Origin of the sequence: Sulfurimonas sp., assembly GCF_050296975.1 — a bacterium.
GTDB lineage: Bacteria > Campylobacterota > Campylobacteria > Campylobacterales > Sulfurimonadaceae > Sulfurimonas.
The window spans coordinates 21234-41420 of sequence record NZ_JBNKRX010000018.1 but is presented as its reverse complement, the minus strand read 5'-3'; the positions used below and the strand labels follow the sequence as shown (position 1 = coordinate 41420).

Below are 20187 nucleotides of genomic sequence, written 5' to 3'. Positions count from 1 at the left end.
TATGAAATATATAGCTTTACTCTTCACACTTATAACGATGTTTTTAACATTTAGCGGATGTGGTGAAGAGGGAACAAATACAAGTGCTACGGCAGAACAAGGTTGGCATTTTCAAGGACGCGATTGTTTAGCTTGTCACAACATAGATTTAGGGGATGATAAACATCTTCTTTTTGGCGGGACACTTTATAAAAATGAGAGTGTTTCCAATCAAGATGATTTAACAAATGTATGTGGAGGAAAGTTTGTGATTAACTTTTTAGATTCTAGTTTTAATACTATCTACTCTTCTACTGATTATGAGGTATCAGATTCTAAAGGGTATAAAGCAAAAGGAAATTTATTTGTTTTGCAAAGAATGCTACCGCGTATTGCTTCTGGGAGTTATTATGTCCAAATTACGGATGAAAATGGCACTGTTATGGCAGTATCACAGAGTGCTTCACACCTTTATACATCAGCTGATTATGACATAAACAACCCAGATGATTTAAACAATAGACTCGTATGTAACGCATGTCATTCAAACAATGGGATTCAATCCCCTATTTACGTTCAAGCAAACGTAAATCTTTGTAACTAAGGAGATAAAAATGAAAAAATTACTAATGATGCTACTCACATCCGTTGCACTGTGTGCTATGCCAAATGTAGGAGATAAAGAGGTCGGATTTACATTGCCAAATCTTTATAAAGCAGATCAAAAACTCTCAAATACAAACTTTCATGGGAAAGTAACGTTAGTGAATATTTGGGCAAGTTGGTGTACAGGATGTCAAGAGGAGATGCCTCTTTTTGTGAAGTTGCAAAAAAAGTTTAGTAAAAAGAATTTTGAAATTGTACTTATCAATATAGATACGGAACAACAAAATGGTATAGATTTTTTAGCAGATGTGGATAAATCAAAAACACTAACTGCTTTGTATGATGTAGAAAAATCGATGGCAAAAGCGTATAGATGCCCTGGGATGCCCTCATCATTTTTAGTTGATAAAGATGGAAATATCTTAGAGGTTTTTGCTGGTAGTTTAAATGAAAGTGATTTAGAAAAACTAGAAGAAAAGTTAGAAAAACTGTTAGGAAAATAGTTATGTATAAAGTGGTATTTTTTGGCTTGTATATAGTGTTTTTTTCTGCTTGTTCAGATAAATTGGCACTCGTTATGCCGTATGAAAAAGAGTATTTTGCGCAAGATAAGATGAGTCTCTCACCAGTAGGTGAACGCTCAGAGCAAGAGGGGCATATTTTCCTTATACGTGAAGCAAGTGCTGGTGGTGAGAGTTCATTTCAAGGGGGTTGTGGATGCAGATAAAATATATAGTTTTTGTTTTATCACTATTGCTACTAAAAGCTAACCTTTTTGCTTCAAACCTCAAAGATTCAATGAGCTTGGGTGTAAACACTTATATAGATAATGGTGATGTTCAAGTATATTCTCCCACTCTATCACTGTTTAAAAAAGTTTCATCTCACTGGATGCTCGGTTTTAAAATGAGAATAGATGCAATTACGGCTGCAAGTATTTCAAATGGAAGTAGTGCGGATCATGTAGATGTGGTAACTGGAGCTTCTGCTTCTGAGAGTGTAGCTGATGATATCCGTTATGCTCCAACACTCATGGCTACATATGAAAATGGCGATGATATGATTAGTTTTGGTGGTTATATCTCCGAGGAGGTAGATTACTCTGGAAAATCTGTATTTGTCAATTATGTAAAACAACTCAATGAACAAAATACAGCTCTTGGTATAGGAGTTTCACAATCATTTGATAAGTGGAAGCCTATCTTTAATCGTGCATTACCAGATGATAAAAGACAAGAGAGTAAAGTTGATCTCTCAATCAACCAACTTATAACTCCAGGGTTCTCTTTACAAGGTGTATATTCATTTATGTACTCAAAAGGGTTTTTATCTTCGCCATATCATTATGTATTACAAGATGATATTGCTAAGTTTGAGTATTACCCTGAAAATAGAACAGGTCATGCAGTAGCACTTAAAGGTGTGTATCTTTTAAATAAAGATAATGCTATGAACTTTTCATATAGATACTATTTTGATGATTGGGATATCGCTTCCCATACTGTGAATATCGAGGAGTTACATGATTTTTCTAAGGATTTTACATCTGGGATACGACTGAGATATTACACACAAACAAAATCAAACTTTGTAAAAGAGCTTGATAGTTATACCCCAACAGATAAATACTATGCAATTGATTATAGAATGAGTGCTTTTGATTCATTTGATGTAGGTATCCCATTTATCTATAAAACAGAAAGTGGAAAATTAACAGCAAGTATAGACTACTACCAAACAACGAATAATGATTACATCAAAAATTGGTACGGTGTTGATGCTTTAAGAGCCGTCTATACTACTTTAACATACGAGTTTGATTACTGATGTCATTTTTTGAAAACGGGCTCAAAGCCAAAGTTATGAGTACACAACTTATCATCGAAGCCAATGTTTCAAAAAAAATACTTTTTGAAGCACTTAACTTAGTGAAACAATTTGAGGAGAAATACTCAGCATATAAAAGTAACTCCTTAGTTTCACTTATAAACCACTACTCTGGTGTACAGGCTATCCCTCTAAGTGATGAAGACAGAGAGATATTTGAAAAAGCTTTGGATATTGCAGAGACTTCTGATGGATTGTTTGATCCAACTATAGGTGTACTCACACAAGGTTTATACGGTTTTGGTACAGATCATTCAAAAATACCAAATGAGCAAGAGATTTACGAGGTCAAAAAACTTGTGAATTATAAAAAACTCAAAATTGATAATGACAAAGTGTTTTTAGAGGACAAGGGGATGCAACTTGACCTTGGTGGCATCGGTAAAGGGTATATCGCCGATAAAGTGGTAGAGTTTTTACTCCGTAAAGGTGCTACTAAAGGGCTCGTCTCTGCTGGTGGAGAGATAGTAACTTTTGGAAAAAACTATACCATTGCTATCAAAAATCCTTTTGAAAAAGGAAATATCGGCGTGATTCATAGCTCAAAAACACCTTTGTCAATCTCAACAAGTGGTGATTATGAACGCTTTATAGGTTCAAAAGAGCATCATCATATTTTGGACAATAAAAGTGCAAAACAAAACCATTTTTATAGCAGCATAACTTTGATACAAAACGGCGTAGATGCTACTTTGCTTGATGGTGTTTCAACTATAGCATTTAACTCCAAACCTGAGCACCTACAAAGCATTGCACAAAAGTTTAATATAGCCATTATTGCAATCTCAAAAGAAAAAGAGATTTATATGAAAAATTTACAAAACTTAGATATCAAAAATATAGATATCTATCCATTTTAACGCAAGGAGCAAATTATGAAAACTCTACTCAGTTTATTTATTTTACTTTCCACTCTTTTTGGAAGTGCTGATTTTTTGATGCCAGATGAGGTGTTTAAACCCTCTGCACATCTTGAACAAGATAAAGTAGTTATCGATATAAAACTAGCACAAGATATTGAGCTTTACAAACAAAAAATTAAAGTGAAACTCCAAGATACAGATTCACTTTTTATCAAAGAGTTAGTGCTTCCTCAAGCTACAAAAACATCTCATAATCAAGAAGTATATGAAAATGATGTAACGTTTAGTGCCCTTATAGGCAAAAAAGAGAGTGCTTTAAAAAATGAAAATTTTACTGTAATACTCTCATTTCAAGGGTGCTCAAATAAAGGTCTTTGTTATGAGCCCATCTTTAAAAAATATCCTCTCAGTATCGATACAACAATTTTAGGTGCTACAAAACCTGTCCAACAAACAGATACAGATATGATCTCATCTAGCTTTGAGAACAAAAGTATGCTCGTTGTACTTGCAACATTTTTTGGTTTTGGTCTCTTGTTGTCTATGACACCTTGTATCTTTCCAATGATTCCGATTTTATCTTCAATCATTGTCTCTCAAAAAGAGGGGATGACTGCTAAAAAAGGGTTTATGCTCTCTCTTGTATATGTTTTAGCGATGGCAAGTGCTTATACAATCGCTGGTGTTTTAGCTGGACTTTTTGGACAAAACCTTCAAGCTGCGATGCAAAACCCTTATGTAGTGAGCGGTTTTGCGCTTATTTTTGTAGCATTAGCACTTTCTATGTTTGGTTTTTACGAGATTGGTCTACCAGCATCACTGCAAAGTAAAATCTCTAAAGCTTCCGATAGTGCTTCAAATAAAGGTGGGTTTATCGGTGTTGGAATCATGGGATTTTTATCTGCACTTATCGTTGGTCCGTGTGTAGCGCCACCACTTGCTGGAACACTTATCTACATAGGTCAAACTGGTAATGCCCTTTTTGGCGGACTCGCACTTTTTGTGATGAGTTTAGGGATGGGTATGCCTCTTTTACTTATAGGACTTGGAACTGGAAAATTTATGCCACGTCCTGGTGAATGGATGAATACTGTTTCAAAAATCTTTGGTGTATTTATGCTTGGGATTGCTATTTGGATACTTGAAAAAATCGCTCCTGCAAATGTCACTATGGCACTTTGGGCAACTCTATTTGTCATTTCTGCTATCTATATGGGAGTGTTTGAGCCTCTTGGAGAGAAAAAAAGTTGGAATGCTTTTACAAAAGGTTTAGGTGTAATCTCTTTAGTTTTTGGTTTAAGTCTTTTTGTTGGTCTTTTTAGCGGTTCTACAGATATGTTGCACCCTTTTAAAAACTTCACTCAAGGTGCAACATCTCAAAATACACCAAGTGAAAAACTCAACTTTCAAGTTGTCTCTTCTATAAATCAACTCGACAGTGTACTCGATCAAAACAAAGGGAAAAAAATCATGCTTGATTTCTCTGCAAAATGGTGCACAGCATGTAAAGAGTATGATGAGATTACATTTGAGGACAAGCAAGTAATCAATACACTTAAAAACAACTATGTACTTGTACGTGCTGACCTCACTGACAATTCCGATCAAACAAAAGCTCTTGCAAAAAAGTATGGTGTATTTGGACCCCCTGCTGTTATTTTTGTAGATGAGAAGAGTCAAGTTATCCAGCAACAAAAAATTATAGGGTATAAACCACCCCAAGAGTTTCTCTCAATCCTTGCAAATGGAGTATAATACTATATGAGAATTTTAATAGTTGAAGATGATAAAAATAGTGCTGATTTTTTATATAAAACTCTCCATTCCCATGCGTATGATGTGCAAATAGCACGTAGTTATAAAGAGGCAGATGAAATTTTACAAGAGAATCTCTTTTCCATAATTTTACTTGATTGGAATTTGGGTGATGGGAGTGGCTATGATTTATTAAAAGAGTTACGTTCCCTTGATTTGCAGACATCTGTTATTATGATAACGAGCGAAGATGATATAGAAGCAAAAGTAGCTGCACTTGATGCAGGAAGTGATGATTATATCACCAAACCTTACTCAAGTGTTGAACTTCTTGCACGTATCCGCGCAATTTCTCGAAGAGAGATGAGTAATAAAACCTCCGTTATCAATTTTGACATTTTAGAACTCAATACCATTACACATGAGATATTTTTAAAAGGTGAACTTCTTAAACTCACAAAAGCGGAATATGATCTTTTAGAACTTTTTATCCAAAATCCAAATGTAGTACTTACCCGTTATCAGCTTAGCGATCATATCATGAAAGATTTTGCTTCTATGAGTGGAAGTAATTTGGTTGATGTTCATATAAAAAACATCCGTAAAAAGTTAGGGGATTATAATGTGATCCAAACTGTAAGAGGTGTGGGTTATACTCTCAAAGAGCAGTAAAATACTGCCTCACTTCCTCTACCTTCCCCTTGGCTTGAAAGCACAACATCACCTTTTAAAAGTTTCGCCATTTTTTTACTAATTGAAAGTCCCAATCCAGTACCTTGATGATTTTTTTGTAAAGGATTATCAAGTTGAGAAAAATCATTAAAAAGTTTATCGCTATCCTCTTTAGAGATTCCTATACCTGTATCTTTTATTTTTACATATACCTTCTGTTCATCATTGTATAAACTTATCTCAATAACACCTTGTTGTGTAAATTTTATAGCATTTGAGATAAGATTTACAACAACTTGTTGAAAAAGTTTTGGATCAGTTTTATAGTTTTGTAAAGTAAAATTTTTATAATCAAAAAGAAAACCTAACTCTTTTTCACTTGCTAATGGCATAAGCATATTATAAATACCTTCTAAAATAGCTACCAAATCAACATCTTGAAACTTCACTTCCATTTTTCCAGCTTCAATTTTTGCAATATCTAAAATATCGTTAATCATCCCCAAAAGATACTGTGCTGATGATTCTACATTTGCCATCACATCTTGTTGCTCATCATTAAGCTCTTCACAAGTAATCATATACTGTGAAAATCCTATAATGGAGTTGAGTGGTGTGCGCAGTTCATGTGACATACTTGATATAAATGTAGATTTTGCACGTGAAGCTTCCATAGTTCTATCTATCAAACGAATTCGATCAAGTTGCAAAGTAATCATAGTTCCGATGGAGTCATAAAACTTTTTCTCATTTTCATCTCTAAAACTTTTAATCCCAAGTTCAATCGAACCAAAATAGACTTTTTTATACTCTTCAAAATTGGTTACATAGAGTTTAATATACTCCTCATTAAGTTTGAGTTTCTTATCTGTTTGAAAATAAAAAGCTTCTCTATCTGTCAAAATCTTGATCTGCTGGGTTGCGATATTGATACACTCTTGTTCATCTTTTGTTTGAATAATAGTATTAAATACCTCTATGAGTTGAATGAAACGTTTTAGACGAAGTTGATTTTCCTCTTCAAGTTTTTCTAAAGCATCAGAAGTGGTTTGCAACATATCATTAAATGAAGATGTCAAAATAGAGAGTTCATCCTCTGAATCAATCTCAACTTGTGTTGCATAGTTTTGTGTTTGTGTAATCTCTTGTGCAGTTTTCGTAAGTGTTTGGATCGGTTTAACAACATCTTTTGAAAATTTGAAAGATGCATAGATAATTATCAGAGCGATAAAGCCCGATATATAAAGCATAAAACGGATAAAATCAAATAAAAACTCTAAAGCTATTGATTTATCAACTGCATACACAATATACCAATCTTTCAAAACATTTGTTAAACTTGTATAAACAATAATATGTTGTGAATCTATAATACTTTTTTGAGACTCTATGAAACTAGCATTTAGTAAAAAATCATCGCCAATCTTCTCATTTGAATCTTTGTTAATGATATATGCATGCGTATGGCTACTATGGAGTAGATAGTTATCTAGGTCATCTAAATTGTATTCAAAAACTAAGTAACCTAAAGATTGTTTTTTATCAAAAGAGGCAAAAATTTGATTATAAATATAGAGTTTTTTTTCTCTTATATAACTGCCAAAAGTTCCATGAAAATTTTTTGTTTTATATTCTTTTTGTAATCTCTTTGTACTTGAGGATGCTACAATTTGCCCTTTTGGATTGACACAAAAAGCTACTACTGTATTTTTTAAATCATTTGCTTTTTGTGTAAGCAGTCTTGAAACTCTTTTATCCATATCTTCTACTAAAAGATCATCCATCACATCAAGAGCACTTAAAAATTTTACTTCATTTGAGAGTGATGTCAGACGATTGTCTATAAACTTCGCAACTAAACGCGTCTTTTCAAACTGTTCAACTACAAGTTTATCAACCATCTTTGTTTGACTTAAATGTATGATATAAATCAGTAAAGTTACAAAAGGAACTACCCCAATAGCAATAAACATCACTAACAGTTTGCTTCGTAGATATTTATTTAAAAAATTTAAACTCATAATTTGTACCCATCACTCCATCTATAGACAACTCGAACACTACTATCAACATTTTTTGCATCTATGTAACCTATAGCACCATTAACTTTATGAACAAAAGTTTTTATGCTCTCTTGAGATTTCATACTAATTGGAGGGCGATGCCCAAGATAGTGCTGTTTCATCCAGTATGTTTTAAGTTGTCTAAAATTCATATGTAAAAAATGTTCTTGAAAGTTTATCCGAATAGGGTCTCCAGCTTCTAAATTGATTGGCACTATTTTTGTGTCGCCTATATAGATAATTTTTTTTAAAAAAATAGCTCTAATCTCTGAATTTGTTAAATCTTTCATACTATTGTTGACAATTATTACATAATCGCCTCCAAAAAGTATAGTCGCAGAAAATAATAAACCAATGAAATACTTCATTAAAACAACACCGAAAATGAAGTTAAAAATTGATTATCTACACTCTCTTTATGTAGCTGATACTCTATTTTAAAAGCTATTGGGTATGATGGTCTATAGGTATAACCAAAAACACCTATAATATCTTTTTTGGTTATGGAGTCTGCGTCATTATAGTTGTCATCATCTTCTTCATCTTCATTCTCTTCATCTTCATACTGCTCCTCATGAGCATCTGAACTTTGCATAATTTTATCTTCGTAGCCTTCTAAACGAAAGTTTAGGCTATGTTTAGGAGTTATCGTATACGATGTTTGGAGATAAAAGGCATATGGTGTAGTATAGCGTGTATCTGATTTTTGAGTCCCTATTTCACCCATCAGTGAAAGTTTATTGATCTCATATTTAAAACCTGTGAGTAGATAATAGCGATCACTCTCTTGAAGTTTTTGCTCAGTTTGACGAAAATAACCACCATTGAGTTTTATCGAAAAATCATTCTTTTTATAAGTGATTCCAGCCCCAAAATGGCGATCAATTTCATAACTATTATATTTATCATCTAAATCACGATTACTTTGTAGCATAAGATCATATTTGATCTCTGCATCTTGGTATGAACTATATGAAACTCCTACACCTGTTGTAAATTGTGGGTAAAGTATATCAGTTGTTTTAGGGTTTGAAGTGGTTTCTCGAAGTACATTAATAGGAAGCATGTTCCAATACCCTATAGGGGAATTATACTTTCCTACACGAAGCGTATAATTTTCCCCATTTGTATAATCAAGATAAAGTCTTTCAATATAAAGATTTCTATCACTATTTTGAACATCTTCAAATTCACTCGATTTTTTTACATAAAGATCTTTATACTCCACTTCAGTCATATAAGAAAATTCTCCAACACCTCCATAGAGCATTAGAGCTACATCATCAAGTGAAAAAGTTTCACTTTGTCGGTCTTCTTTATATTGTATAGAGGTATATCCGCCCACATATAGAGGCAACTCTTCTATTTGCATCCCTTGACCAAGTTCATAAGTATTATCTTCTGCATGTAATACAAATAAAGATATCAAGAGTAAAATAATATATCTCACAAACAAACCCTTAAAATTTTTATATATTATAACCACTAATTATGAAGAACCTCTTCATAAAGTTTTATGTTAAATATGTTAGAATATTTTTTCAAAAAACGCACCAAAAAAAGGGAAATTTTGCAAGATAATCTTTATAACCTCGCTTTTGAAAGAAGTATACTTAGTTCGATTGTATTTGAACCATCTCAGTTTGATGATTTGAGTGTAATGCTTCAAGTAGATGACTTTTATCTTCCAGCACACCAAGATATCTTCAAAGCGATTATGAAACTTTTTCAAAATGATCTCCCTATAGATGAAGAGTTCATCAAAAAAGAGCTTATCAAAATGAAAAAATTTGATGAGCAGGTTATGCTTGAAATTCTTGCAGCAAACCCTATCTCTAACACAAAAGCATATGTAGATGAAGTTAAAGACAAGTCCCTTAAACGTCATCTTTTAACACTTACAACAGAGATCAAACGTGTAACAGTTGAAGAGGAGTTACCCTCTGCTGATGTTGTTGATATTGTTGAGAAAAAACTTTATGAGATTACACAAAACAACCAAACAAGCGACTTTTTAGATTCCCCTACCATGACCTTTGCAACGATGGAATACATCAAAGAGATGAAAGCTCGTGGAAATTCTGTTTTAGTTGGAGTAGATACTGGATTTAAAGAGCTCAACAAAATGACAACTGGTTTTGGTAAAGGGGACTTAGTTATCGTAGCTGCTCGTCCAGCTATGGGAAAAACATCTTTTATTTTAAATACAGTAAATAACCTCATTGTTCATGGAAAAGGAGTCGCTTTTTTCTCACTAGAGATGCCAGCTGAGCAACTAATGCTCAGACTTCTTTCTATCCAAACTTCTATCCCACTACAAAAACTGCGAGTTGGTGATATGAGTGATGAGCAATGGAGTCAACTCAACGGTGCTATAGACAAGATGAATAATGCAAAACTTTTTGTTGATGATACTGGTAGTGTAAATATCAACCAATTAAGAAGTAAACTACGAAAACTAAAAGCTCAACATCCAGAGATAGAACTCGCTGTGATTGATTACTTGCAAATTATGCAAGGACTTGGAAATCAAGATAGACACCTTCAAGTTTCAGATATCTCACGTGGACTAAAAATGTTAGCGCGTGAACTTGGTATTCCTATAGTTGCACTTTCACAACTTAACCGTGGACTTGAAAGCCGTAACGATAAACGCCCAATGCTCAGTGATATTCGTGAATCTGGTTCTATTGAGCAAGATGCCGATATCATTCTTTTTGTATACCGTGACGATGTGTATCTTTACAAAGAGGAAAAAGAGCGTGAAAAAGCTGCAAAAGCTGAGGGTAAAGAGTTTATTCCAACTTATGTGGAAAAAGAGGAAGAGGATGCTGAGATCATTATTGGAAAACAAAGAAATGGTCCAACTGGTCATGTAAAACTAGTATTTCAGAAAAAACTCACACGCTTTGTTGATGCTCCAACATTTGCACAAGCTACAGAGATTGTTTATGAAAATGTCGACACAAAATCCGCAAAAATGGATGTTGGTATCCCCGATACAATTGATATGCCAACACTCTAGGTTATGATTGAGAGAGTAGAGCTTTTTCAAAGAAAAAAAGACTTGCTCTTTTTAGCAATCATTTTTACGACCCTTTTAACTTTCTCACTCCTTTATGAGTACTCTAACTACAAACAAGTTATAAAATTTGACTCTGCAATCGTAGATGCACAAGTTCTGAGACAATATAACAAAACTAAAATCACAAAAACGGGAAAAACAAAGAGTTATCAAGTGCTAAAACTCAAATCCTCTGATGGTTTTATTTTTTACACAACTGTAAAAAAAGATTTACCAAAGGTTCACTCATTAGAGCTTGAAATTTTTACAGGTAAACTTGGAAATGTGAGCTTTTACGATTATCTCAAAGGTTTTTATGCCTATAGCAAAATTCTCCAAATCTACAACACTCCAACATTAAAAGAAAAGCTTTCACAGCTTATCCAAAAACAACACACTACCAAAAAAATAGCTGCCATTTATGAAGCTCTTTACCTTGCAAAACCTCTACCACTTGAACTCCAAAAAAATTTCTCAAATTTAGGAATTATGCACCTAATTGCTATTAGTGGGTTTCACTTAGGTATTCTCTCAGCCGTTTTATTTTTTCTTCTAAAGTATCCTTACAGATATTTTCACAATAACTTTTTTCCATATAGAAGCTATAAAGTAGATAGTTTTATCATTATATCTCTTGCACTCTTACTCTACACTATTTTCTTAGATGCCCCACCCTCACTTTTACGTGCTTTTGTGATGTTAGTTATAGGATTTTTTCTGTATGATCGGGGTATTAAAATCATCTCTATGCAAACTTTGCTTCTTACAGTTTTGCTTATTTTAGCACTTTTTCCACGTCTGTTTTTTGCAATTGGTTTTTGGTTAAGCGTATCTGGGGTTGGTTACATCTTCCTCTTTTTTATCTATGCACAAAATATGAGAAAATTGTGGCAGTTTTTACTTTTACCTATTTTTGTCTATTTGATGATGCTTCCATATTCACTTGCTTTATTTGGCAACTTTTCAAGTTTACATCCAGCTTCAATCATCTTCACAACACTCTTCACTCTGTTTTATCCATTATCGATTATTTTACATATTTTAGGAGTTGGAGGAGTTTTAGATGGTGTTTTACTAAGCTTAGTTTCTTCTGGAGAAAATGGTGTAATGATCTATCTAAATATGTGGATTTTATATCTGTTTATAGCATTTTCATTCGCTAGTATTTTTAACCGTTTCCTCTTTTACAGCCTCAATCTCTTTGCTTTTTTTGTTTTTATATATGGTATCTATAATCTGGCACAGTTTTAAACCATATAAAAAGATAATCCAAGAGACATATATCCATAAAAACAAAAACATCACGATTGCAAATGAACCATACATCGTTGTATAGGACTTATTTAAAAATACATAATAGATAAATCCATTTTTACTAAAACTAAAGATAACAGAGACTATAAATGAACTAACTGCCGAAGCTTTTGGATCAACCTTGGCATTTGGTCCTATTTGAAAAATTAAAAAGAAAAGTCCCCAAATGATGATGTAAGGAATAAGCGGTAAGATATTTAAACTTGATGTAAGTTCATTTGACCCCATCAAAGTTGCAATCTTTCCAGTAATGTAAAACGAGATACCAAGTCCTATAGGGGTGAGTGTCATCATTGTCCAATAAGTTGTAATTGACTCCCATAATCCACGTGATTTAGCATGAAAAATTCTATTTGCAATGTATTCAAAGTTTTTGAAAAAAAGCAGTGAAGCCACAAGTACAGCTGCTAAACTCATAATCCCCATCTTTGCAGAGTTCTCTAAAAAACCATCAATTTTTTCTATAATCATCTCCGATTGTACTGGAACAAGATTAGAAAAAATAAATGTTTTGATAGACTCATAATGCTCTTGAAAACTAGGTAATGATGTTAAAAGTGACATCATAATGATAAGTAAAGGGATAATCGTAAAGATCGTATAAAAACTAAGTGACGCTGCAAAAAGTGTAAGCTCTTTATCTACAAACGATAAAACAAAAAGTTTTACTTGTTTATAGAGTTCTTGAGCTTTCAATTTCATTTTAATTCAGCCCCATTTTTGCGGGGTTTAAGATATTATTTGGGTCAAATGCTTGTTTGATAGACTTAAAAAGTGCCATCTCTTCAGGGGTGAATGCCATCGACATATATGGTGCTTTGGCAAGACCTATACCATGCTCACCTGAGAGTGTACCACCAAGATCAACGGTAGCTTGAAAAACCTCTTCAATAGCTTGATATGCTATTTTCACTTGTTCTGGGTCTTTTCCATCAACCATAACATTTGTATGTACATTTCCATCGCCTGTATGTCCAAAACATGGGATATTTACGTTGTACTTTTCAGCTATCGCATAAAATTTTTCAAGTAGCTCTGGTAATACTGCACGCGGTACTGTTACATCTTCGTTAAGTTTTTTACTTCCATATACACTCAGTGCTGGAGAAGCATTACGACGTGCAAACCAAAGATCAGCTGCTTCTTTTGCATCTTTTGCAACTTTAAACTCACTACAACCATTTTCTTTAAATACTTTCTCAATCTGCTCTAGTTGGAAGTTTAAATCATCCTCTAAATTTCCATCAACATCTGTTACTAAAAGTGCTCCTGCATCAACTGGAAGTCCTTTATGAAATGTTTGCTCAACTGCACGAATTGTTAAGTTATCTAAGAACTCCATAGCAACTGGAGTTACGCCACTCGCCATTGTTTTATATACCGCGTTCATTGCATCATTTACACTTGAGAAAATCCCCATTGCCGTTTTTGTCATCTTTGGTTTTGGGATAAGTTTGAGTGTAATCTCAGTGAGCACTGCTAACGTCCCCTCACTTGCAATCAAAATACCACTAATGTTATACCCTGCAACATCTTTAATAGTACGTTTTCCAGCTTTGATAACATCTCCATTTGGAAGCACTGCACGAGTTGCCATCACATAATCTTTTGTGATTCCATATTTTGCCGCACGCATTCCACCAGCATTTTCACTCACATTGCCACCAATTGTAGAGTAGTCTTGACTTGCTGGGTCTGGTGGATAAAAAAGTCCCACCTCTTCAACTGCGCGTTGTAAGTCCATATTGACTACACCAGGTTGTACAACGGCTACCATGTTTTTCATATCAATCTCTAGGATTTTGTTCATATGTTTTTCCATCGCAAGTACAATCCCACCATTGCTAGGAAGTGCACCGCCAGTAAAACCACTCCCAGCCCCACGAGGTACAATCACTATTTTATGCTCATTACAATACTTTAAAATTGCACTGATATCCTCTTCACTTCGTGGAAAAATCACTGCATCAGGCTCAAAATGCTCACGTGTAGCATCGTATGAATACGCAATCAGATGTGCCTTATCGCTATATACATTATCCTCACCAACTATAGAGTTAAAATGTACAATATGTTTTGTATCTAACATCTATTCTCCAATCTCAAACTCATTTATCAAAGAGTGTACCTCTTCATTTGTACTTTTTCTAACAATCTCGTAAAGCGTTTTATTGTTTTTATTGTTTTCAACTAATAACTCGTAATAATGAGGCTCATAACTCTGCATCTCATCACTCCCCTCACCAAAAATAAACCAAGAAGTTTCAATTTTTTCTACTCTTGAATAAAAAGGAAGTTTCACACTATCTTGTGTTAATGGGGCATCACTAATAGCTAAAATTTTAAAACTTTTCATATCTACAGTATAAAGTTTCTTGTCCAAATAGATAAAAACAAGTCCAGCACTTGATGCAGAAGAGAGATTACTAAAGTCTTCTTGTAATGGTGTTGGATGTCCATGAATTGAAAGTAATGTTGCAAATGTATCTGGATGTATCCACTGTGTTTTTATAGATTTTGAAATCTGATAAAATATCTCTTCACTTGGAGCGATTAAAAGTGAGCGTGTATAACCAAATGCCAACTCTACACTATCACCAACTATGACTTCCCATTTTCCACTTGGAAGTGCATTGTTTTTTAGTAAATCAAACTCACTCATTTTTACCACTGCTGTTTTTGTAGCAGCATCAAAACTCTCAACTACACAACTCTTTAAAATAGCACTATGTTCTGGGGTTATATGATGCACTACATAACAACTCATCCCCACATCTATCTTCTCTATATCGATTTTTGCACTCTCATTTTCTAGATCAAGGGAGACTATTTTAGCACCCACTAATCCTGCAAATAAATTAAACTGAATTAAAATTGTTAAAAATATATATCTCATTTTTCTTCTCTTTATTAGACTTCTATATAATATCTCTGAGATTATATCAAATAAACCTCAGACTAAGCCAAAATTTGCTAATCTCACACAATTATTTATTAGAATTTTATTTCAGGTTTTATATTTATGGTACGATTTTTCATACTCTTTTTACTTACTCTATTTATATCAAGCTCACTGATGGCTGCACATGTAGAGCGTCATCGCTGGTTAAATGGAGAAACTTACCTGGTATTTTTAGAAAAATTAAACTTACCAGTACGTGGGCTTTACTACAATCTAGATAAAGACGATCAACGCCTCACTGAAGAGATGAGAACAGGTGTTCATTATCAAGTTTTAAAAGATAATAACAACAATATCTTACAAATTTTACTCCCTTTAAATGACGAACTTCAAATCCATATCTACAAAGAAAATGACAATTATAAATTTGAGCCAATCCCTATCATTAGTACTACGAAAAAAGAAGTTTTATATACACAGATAGATTCTTCGCCAAACTATGCAATACTTAAAAAAACAGGCAGTAGAAAAGTAGCTGGTGTTTTTGTTGCTGCTTTTAAACACTCACTCAATTTTAAAAACGACATACGAAAAGGGGATGAACTTGTGATGGTGTATTCACAAAAGTATCGTCTTGGACAACCTTTTTCTATGCCAACACTCGATGCAGCTATGATTGAGATGGGAAATAAAAAACACTATATCTATCTCAATGATGATGAGCGATATTATGATGAAAATGCACATGAGGTTGAGGGTTTTTTACTCGCTCGACCTGTAAGAGGGGCTAGAATATCTTCCTATTTTACAAAAAGAAGATGGCACCCAGTTTTACATAAATGGAAAGCGCATTTAGGTGTTGATTATGCTGCACGTAGTGGTACACCTGTAGTTGCTGCTGGAAGTGGTACTATTATCTATGCAGCACGACTTGGAACATATGGAAATCTTATTAAAATTAGGCACAATGATGGATATGAAACACGTTATGCTCACCTCAAATCATTTCGCCGTGGAATATATAGAGGCAAACATGTAAAAAAAGGACAAACCATCGGTTATGTAGGAACAACTGGTCGCTCAACTGGTCCACATTTGCATTTTGAACTTCGTAAACGTGGAGTTGCCATCAACCCACTTAGAGTTGTGCAAGTGACAACTAAAAAACTTAAAGGTAAAGAGAAAAAAGCATTTTTACAACTCAAACAAAATTATGACGAAACTATCGCTTTACATTTAGAAAATAAAACTCCTTATGTAAAACCTCCGCGTTTTGAAGATATGTGTTACATCTATATGATGGATGAAGAGAATGAGTAAAATTACAAAAGTCAATCAACTCGAAAACCCAAAATTTATTCAACCAGTTGAACTCATCTACACACAAAACAATCAAGAGAAAAAATGGGAAGCAATTATCTCATACGATTCTGTTGCAATACTTTTATGGCATAAACAAAAAGATAGTTTTATACTCGTAAAACAACTTCGTCCTGCAGTACTGCATATGCAAGAGGATGGGTATATGTATGAGCTATGTGCTGGAATCATAGATAAAGATATCTCTTTAGCACAAATTGCAAAAGAGGAAGTCTTAGAGGAGTGTGGCTACGATATCCCTGTGCAAAATTTACACTATTTAACAAGCTTTTTTACCTCAGTTGGCACTACTGGTGCAAAACAATCTTTTTTTTATGGAGAAATTGATGAAGATATGCACGTCAGTGATGGTGGTGGTATTCACGATGAAGAGATAGAAGTCATTTACCTCAAAACAAGCGAAGCAAAAAAGTTTATGTTTGATGAGAGTTTTCAAAAGACACCAGGGATGATGATGGCATTTTATTGGTGGTTCGATAATAAAAGATAAAATTTTCACAGATTTTCGTCGTTGTTCATTCGTCACATATTACAATATGCTTCCTCATTCACGCCTAGAACCTCTGCAAAACTTTTACCTTTTGATGTAGCAAATAGTTATGAAAAATCTATGGGGTCCATATCGATCTCCGCCATAGTGTTTTTACACATACGTATCGCTTTGATCAAATCAACCGCTTTATCTGATCGAAGTAGTATCTCAAAGCGGTATTTGTTAGCAACTTTTTCAATTGCACATTTTTTTGCACCGACTACTTCTATGTTTTCAAAAACTCTTAGTTTCTCTTCCATCTCACGCATTTTTTCTTGTGCTTTGAGTCCATTTTTATCGGCAAAAAGTATACGACACAGTTTTTTATAGGGTGGATATAATCCTTCTCGAAAGAGCTTCTCAAACTCTAAAAACTCTTCATAGTTTTCTATATATGCTTTAAAAAACTCTTCATTAAAAGTTTGTACCAAAACTTTTGCATCACTTGCACGTCCACTTCTTCCAGCTATTTGTATAAGTGAAGCTAGTGCCTTCTCACGGGAGCGATAATCTGGAATACTCAACATATTGTCCATCCCAAGTACAACTGCGAGTTCTACATCGTGATAATCATGCCCTTTTGAGAGCATTTGTGTACCAACTAAGATATCTACCTCTTTATCATTAAAACGCTTCAGTGCTTTTTTTAACTTGTTTGCAGTGGTAATTGTATCTCGGTCAAACTGCTCCACTCTTACATCTTCTATCTGTTCTTGTATCTCTTTTAAAGCTTCTGCCGTTCCTAGACGTGAGCTTGAAAGATCATCACTCCCACATTTTGAGCAGATTTTTGGAATCGGCTCCATATAATTACAATAGTGACATTTAATAGCATTTGATTTTTGGTGTATGCTCATCCCAACACTACAATATGGACATTGATGTGTCGTACCACAATCTTTGCACACTAAGTATTTAAAATTTGCCCGTGTTGGCAAAAAAACGATTGATTGTTTTTTTTGAAAAAGGGTATTTTTTAGATGATGAAAAATGAGTGGTGTTAAACTCTCCTCTTTTGCTTCATAGATAAACTCTTTTGTAGAGTTAAAATGCCCACCTTTAAGTCTTATGTGTGGAAATTTCACATACGATGTAAGTGAAGGCGTCGCACTTCCAAGCACAACGCTCACATCGTAAAGTTGCCCCATATAAACCGCTAAATCACGTGCATTATAGCGTGGTCGTGAGGAGGATTTATAACTATCATCATGCTCCTCATCTACAACGATTAAACCTAAATCTTTTATAGGTAAAAAAAGACTTGACCTTGCTCCTGCTATGATCTTCGCACTCCCATCATACACTTTTTCTAAAGTCTCTTTTTTTTGTTTAGGGGTTAGTTTTGAGTGCCACATTATAAATGCATTACCAAAATGCTCTTGCAGTCGATGAGCCATTTGAGGTGTAAGAGAAATTTCAGGCATAAGAAAAAGTATACGTTTTTTTTGTGCTAAAACCTTTTCAAAATATTTCATATATATCTCAGTTTTTCCACTGCCCGTATCGCCAAATAGTAAAGCAACTTTATGTTGTTGTAAAAAATCGAGTGCTTTTGTTTGTTTTTCTGAGAGGATAATTTTTGAGTTAATTTCAGCAAACTCATGTGTAGATGTGTCAGCAGAAGAAAAAGGCAACATCAAACCAAACGCTTCTCCAAGTGAACAAATATAATAACTAGCGATAAAACTCGCTAACTCATACTGTTTTTTTGAGAAAAACTCTTGTGTTATTTCTAAAATCTCTAAAGTTTTAAATTCTTGAGCATCAACTGCTTCAAGAACTACACCATATAGCTCTTTATTGTTAAGTGTAACTTTAACTTTAGTAAATAATGGGATTTTTTCTGAGAAAGAGTAAGTAAGTGGCTCTAATATAGAGCCTAAAAGAGAAACTGTGTAGTAGTTCAAATTTTAGTAAATCATTTGTTTACAATATTTTCCTGCATCACCAGCAGCTGCTGGATTACAGGTAAAAGTCCCTGCATTATATGTTGTTGCACCAACAGTCGTAGCAACTTCATAATATGTAAAAGAAACTGTAGTTGCCCCATCAACATTAAACGTATATGTACTTGTAGTTCCTGTTGATCCTGTTTTATGCCATTGCCCTACACCTGTTGAATCTTGTTTTGCATAAGTTAACACACCACCAAATAAGCCACCATTATCAAGCTCTTTATTCCCATCACCATCTGTTCCTGTACCAACCCCAATGAAGCTAGACTGACCTTTGATAATCCCTTTTTGTCTTTCACTCATAATCGCAGAACGGATTGCAGAAACATCTGCTTTTCCACTTGTCACTCTAGCTTGTGTACCAGTGTTTGCAAATTTTGGTAGTGCAATCGCTGAGAGAATACCAAGAACAACGATAACAAATATAAGTTCTATAACAGTAAAAGCGCGGGAAAGTTTCATAAAAAACCTTAAATAATAATTTTAAAACTATTCGAGAATAATTTGAAGATTATTATTTTAACATATATGCATTCCCAAGCGGGAGCTTGGGAACGAGGAAAAATTATTTTGCTAATAAATTATTACCATTAGTAACATCAATTAACCAAAAACGAGGCGCTCTAGTCATATCACCATCAGAACATCTTATCCCATACTGAGTTGTACCTATCGTAAAAGTACTTACGTTTGCATTACCTGTAGTATCTGGATTGCCTACAGTAATACCATCTATCGTGTCACTAGTAGTTGCTGCTCCACAATTTGCTAAACTAAATGCTGTTAATTTATCTGTACTTTCCCCGATATCTGGAAAATCAATTTGTGCTTCCATATCAGCTTGGGATACACCTGTACCCGATGAACCACCTACTGAGACAACCCCTCCACTATAGCCATTTGCAATAGAGTCAGACCAAAGTGCAGCCGCAGTAGTACGATTTAAAGTACCTATAAATGCTTTTCCTTTTCCAACATTAGCCTGCTCAGAAACACCAACAAATTTTGGTAAAGCAACCGCTGAAAGGATACCTAAGATAACGATAACGAAGATCAATTCGATCATTGTAAAACCAGCTCTTTTCATAAGAACTCCTTTTAAGTTAAGAAATTTGGATTACTCTTGTAATCTTAATTATCATTATGGAACCATATCTATTAAACTATGCTTAAAGTATTCCTTTCTCTATGAAATTTATCACTTTTTTTAAGAAA

General features: G+C 34.0%; 20 protein-coding genes. 11 read left to right on the top strand and 9 right to left on the bottom strand.

Annotated elements, in window-relative coordinates; translation table 11 throughout:
• The first annotated feature begins 1 nt into the window (after position 1).
• From ACQY56_RS05130 to ACQY56_RS05100, 7 genes are read left to right on the top strand one after another with little or no spacing between them, the layout of a single operon-like run.
• A complete protein-coding gene (locus tag ACQY56_RS05130) occupies positions 2-583 on the top strand; it encodes a hypothetical protein (protein WP_428738314.1) in 582 nt (193 codons plus the stop codon).
• A 10-nt stretch (positions 584-593) separates the two neighbouring features.
• The gene (locus ACQY56_RS05125) at positions 594-1088 is read left to right on the top strand and encodes a TlpA disulfide reductase family protein (RefSeq protein WP_428738315.1); all 495 of its coding nucleotides are present in this window, start codon (positions 594-596) and stop codon (positions 1086-1088) included.
• Between the two features lie 2 nt (positions 1089-1090).
• Positions 1091-1312 carry a DUF4266 domain-containing protein gene (locus ACQY56_RS05120; protein ID WP_428738316.1) on the top strand — a complete coding sequence of 74 codons (222 nt, stop codon included), beginning with the start codon at positions 1091-1093 and terminating at the stop codon, positions 1310-1312.
• Positions 1303-2412 (top strand): DUF3570 domain-containing protein, encoded by a 1110-nt coding sequence (locus ACQY56_RS05115; protein ID WP_428738317.1) that lies wholly within the window; start codon positions 1303-1305, stop codon positions 2410-2412. Before ACQY56_RS05120 ends, ACQY56_RS05115 begins: the two co-directional genes overlap by 10 nt.
• On the top strand, positions 2412-3332 hold the full coding sequence (locus ACQY56_RS05110; RefSeq protein WP_428738318.1) for an FAD:protein FMN transferase: 921 nt from the start codon (positions 2412-2414) through the stop codon (positions 3330-3332). The genes ACQY56_RS05115 and ACQY56_RS05110 overlap by 1 nt, the downstream gene beginning before the upstream one ends.
• Positions 3333-3347: 15 nt before the next feature.
• Positions 3348-5090, top strand: coding sequence for a protein-disulfide reductase DsbD (gene dsbD / locus ACQY56_RS05105; protein WP_428738319.1), 1743 nt, complete (start codon positions 3348-3350; stop codon positions 5088-5090).
• A gap of 6 nt (positions 5091-5096) precedes the next feature.
• Complete coding sequence (locus ACQY56_RS05100) at positions 5097-5762, top strand: response regulator transcription factor (RefSeq protein WP_428738320.1); 666 nt, start codon at positions 5097-5099, stop codon at positions 5760-5762.
• Here ACQY56_RS05100 and ACQY56_RS05095 read toward each other — a convergent pair.
• From ACQY56_RS05095 to ACQY56_RS05085, 3 genes are read right to left on the bottom strand one after another with little or no spacing between them, the layout of a single operon-like run.
• Positions 5741-7783, bottom strand: a complete 2043-nt coding sequence (locus ACQY56_RS05095) for an ATP-binding protein (RefSeq protein WP_428738321.1) — start codon at positions 7781-7783, stop codon at positions 5741-5743. The genes ACQY56_RS05100 and ACQY56_RS05095 overlap by 22 nt on opposite strands.
• Positions 7780-8193, bottom strand: a complete 414-nt coding sequence (locus tag ACQY56_RS05090) for a hypothetical protein (protein WP_428738322.1) — start codon at positions 8191-8193, stop codon at positions 7780-7782. Before ACQY56_RS05090 ends, ACQY56_RS05095 begins: the two co-directional genes overlap by 4 nt.
• The gene (locus ACQY56_RS05085; protein ID WP_428738323.1) at positions 8193-9275 is read right to left on the bottom strand and encodes an outer membrane beta-barrel protein; all 1083 of its coding nucleotides are present in this window, start codon (positions 9273-9275) and stop codon (positions 8193-8195) included. The genes ACQY56_RS05090 and ACQY56_RS05085 overlap by 1 nt, the downstream gene beginning before the upstream one ends.
• Positions 9276-9395: 120 nt before the next feature.
• Between ACQY56_RS05085 and ACQY56_RS05080 the strand changes: the two genes are divergently transcribed.
• Both ACQY56_RS05080 and ACQY56_RS05075 read left to right on the top strand, forming a co-directional pair.
• The gene (locus tag ACQY56_RS05080; protein WP_428738324.1) at positions 9396-10850 is read left to right on the top strand and encodes a replicative DNA helicase; all 1455 of its coding nucleotides are present in this window, start codon (positions 9396-9398) and stop codon (positions 10848-10850) included.
• Positions 10851-10853: 3 nt separating this feature from the next.
• Positions 10854-12140 (top strand): ComEC/Rec2 family competence protein, encoded by a 1287-nt coding sequence (locus tag ACQY56_RS05075; RefSeq protein ID WP_428738325.1) that lies wholly within the window; start codon positions 10854-10856, stop codon positions 12138-12140.
• On the opposite strand, the gene ACQY56_RS05070 is transcribed toward ACQY56_RS05075, so the two are convergent.
• The 3 genes from ACQY56_RS05070 to ACQY56_RS05060 are packed head-to-tail and all read right to left on the bottom strand — an operon-like array spanning position 12042 to position 15099.
• Positions 12042-12905, bottom strand: a complete 864-nt coding sequence (locus ACQY56_RS05070) for a YihY family inner membrane protein (RefSeq protein ID WP_428738326.1) — start codon at positions 12903-12905, stop codon at positions 12042-12044. The two genes, ACQY56_RS05075 and ACQY56_RS05070, sit on opposite strands and share 99 nt — an antisense overlap.
• A gap of 1 nt (position 12906) precedes the next feature.
• On the bottom strand, positions 12907-14292 hold the full coding sequence (locus ACQY56_RS05065) for an FAD-linked oxidase C-terminal domain-containing protein (protein ID WP_428738327.1): 1386 nt from the start codon (positions 14290-14292) through the stop codon (positions 12907-12909).
• The gene (locus ACQY56_RS05060; protein WP_428738328.1) at positions 14293-15099 is read right to left on the bottom strand and encodes a plasminogen-binding N-terminal domain-containing protein; all 807 of its coding nucleotides are present in this window, start codon (positions 15097-15099) and stop codon (positions 14293-14295) included. It lies immediately after the preceding gene.
• A 126-nt stretch (positions 15100-15225) separates the two neighbouring features.
• On the opposite strand from ACQY56_RS05060, the gene ACQY56_RS05055 reads away from it, so the two are divergent.
• Both ACQY56_RS05055 and ACQY56_RS05050 read left to right on the top strand, forming a co-directional pair.
• Positions 15226-16425 carry a peptidoglycan DD-metalloendopeptidase family protein gene (locus ACQY56_RS05055; RefSeq protein ID WP_428738329.1) on the top strand — a complete coding sequence of 400 codons (1200 nt, stop codon included), beginning with the start codon at positions 15226-15228 and terminating at the stop codon, positions 16423-16425.
• Positions 16418-16975, top strand: coding sequence for an NUDIX hydrolase (locus ACQY56_RS05050; RefSeq protein ID WP_428738330.1), 558 nt, complete (start codon positions 16418-16420; stop codon positions 16973-16975). The genes ACQY56_RS05055 and ACQY56_RS05050 overlap by 8 nt, the downstream gene beginning before the upstream one ends.
• Positions 16976-17082: 107 nt before the next feature.
• Here the strand turns inward: ACQY56_RS05050 and ACQY56_RS05045 are convergent, their stop codons facing one another.
• The 3 genes from ACQY56_RS05045 to ACQY56_RS05035 all read right to left on the bottom strand — a co-directional run bounded on the left by ACQY56_RS05045 (position 17083) and on the right by ACQY56_RS05035 (position 20059).
• Entirely contained in the window at positions 17083-18924 is a 1842-nt protein-coding gene (locus ACQY56_RS05045) for a primosomal protein N' (protein WP_428738331.1), read from the bottom strand.
• Between the two features lie 3 nt (positions 18925-18927).
• Positions 18928-19434, bottom strand: coding sequence for a type II secretion system protein (locus tag ACQY56_RS05040; RefSeq protein WP_428738332.1), 507 nt, complete (start codon positions 19432-19434; stop codon positions 18928-18930).
• 103 nt (positions 19435-19537) lie between these two features.
• Positions 19538-20059 (bottom strand): type II secretion system protein, encoded by a 522-nt coding sequence (locus ACQY56_RS05035; protein WP_428738333.1) that lies wholly within the window; start codon positions 20057-20059, stop codon positions 19538-19540.
• Between the last annotated feature and the right edge of the window lie 128 nt (positions 20060-20187).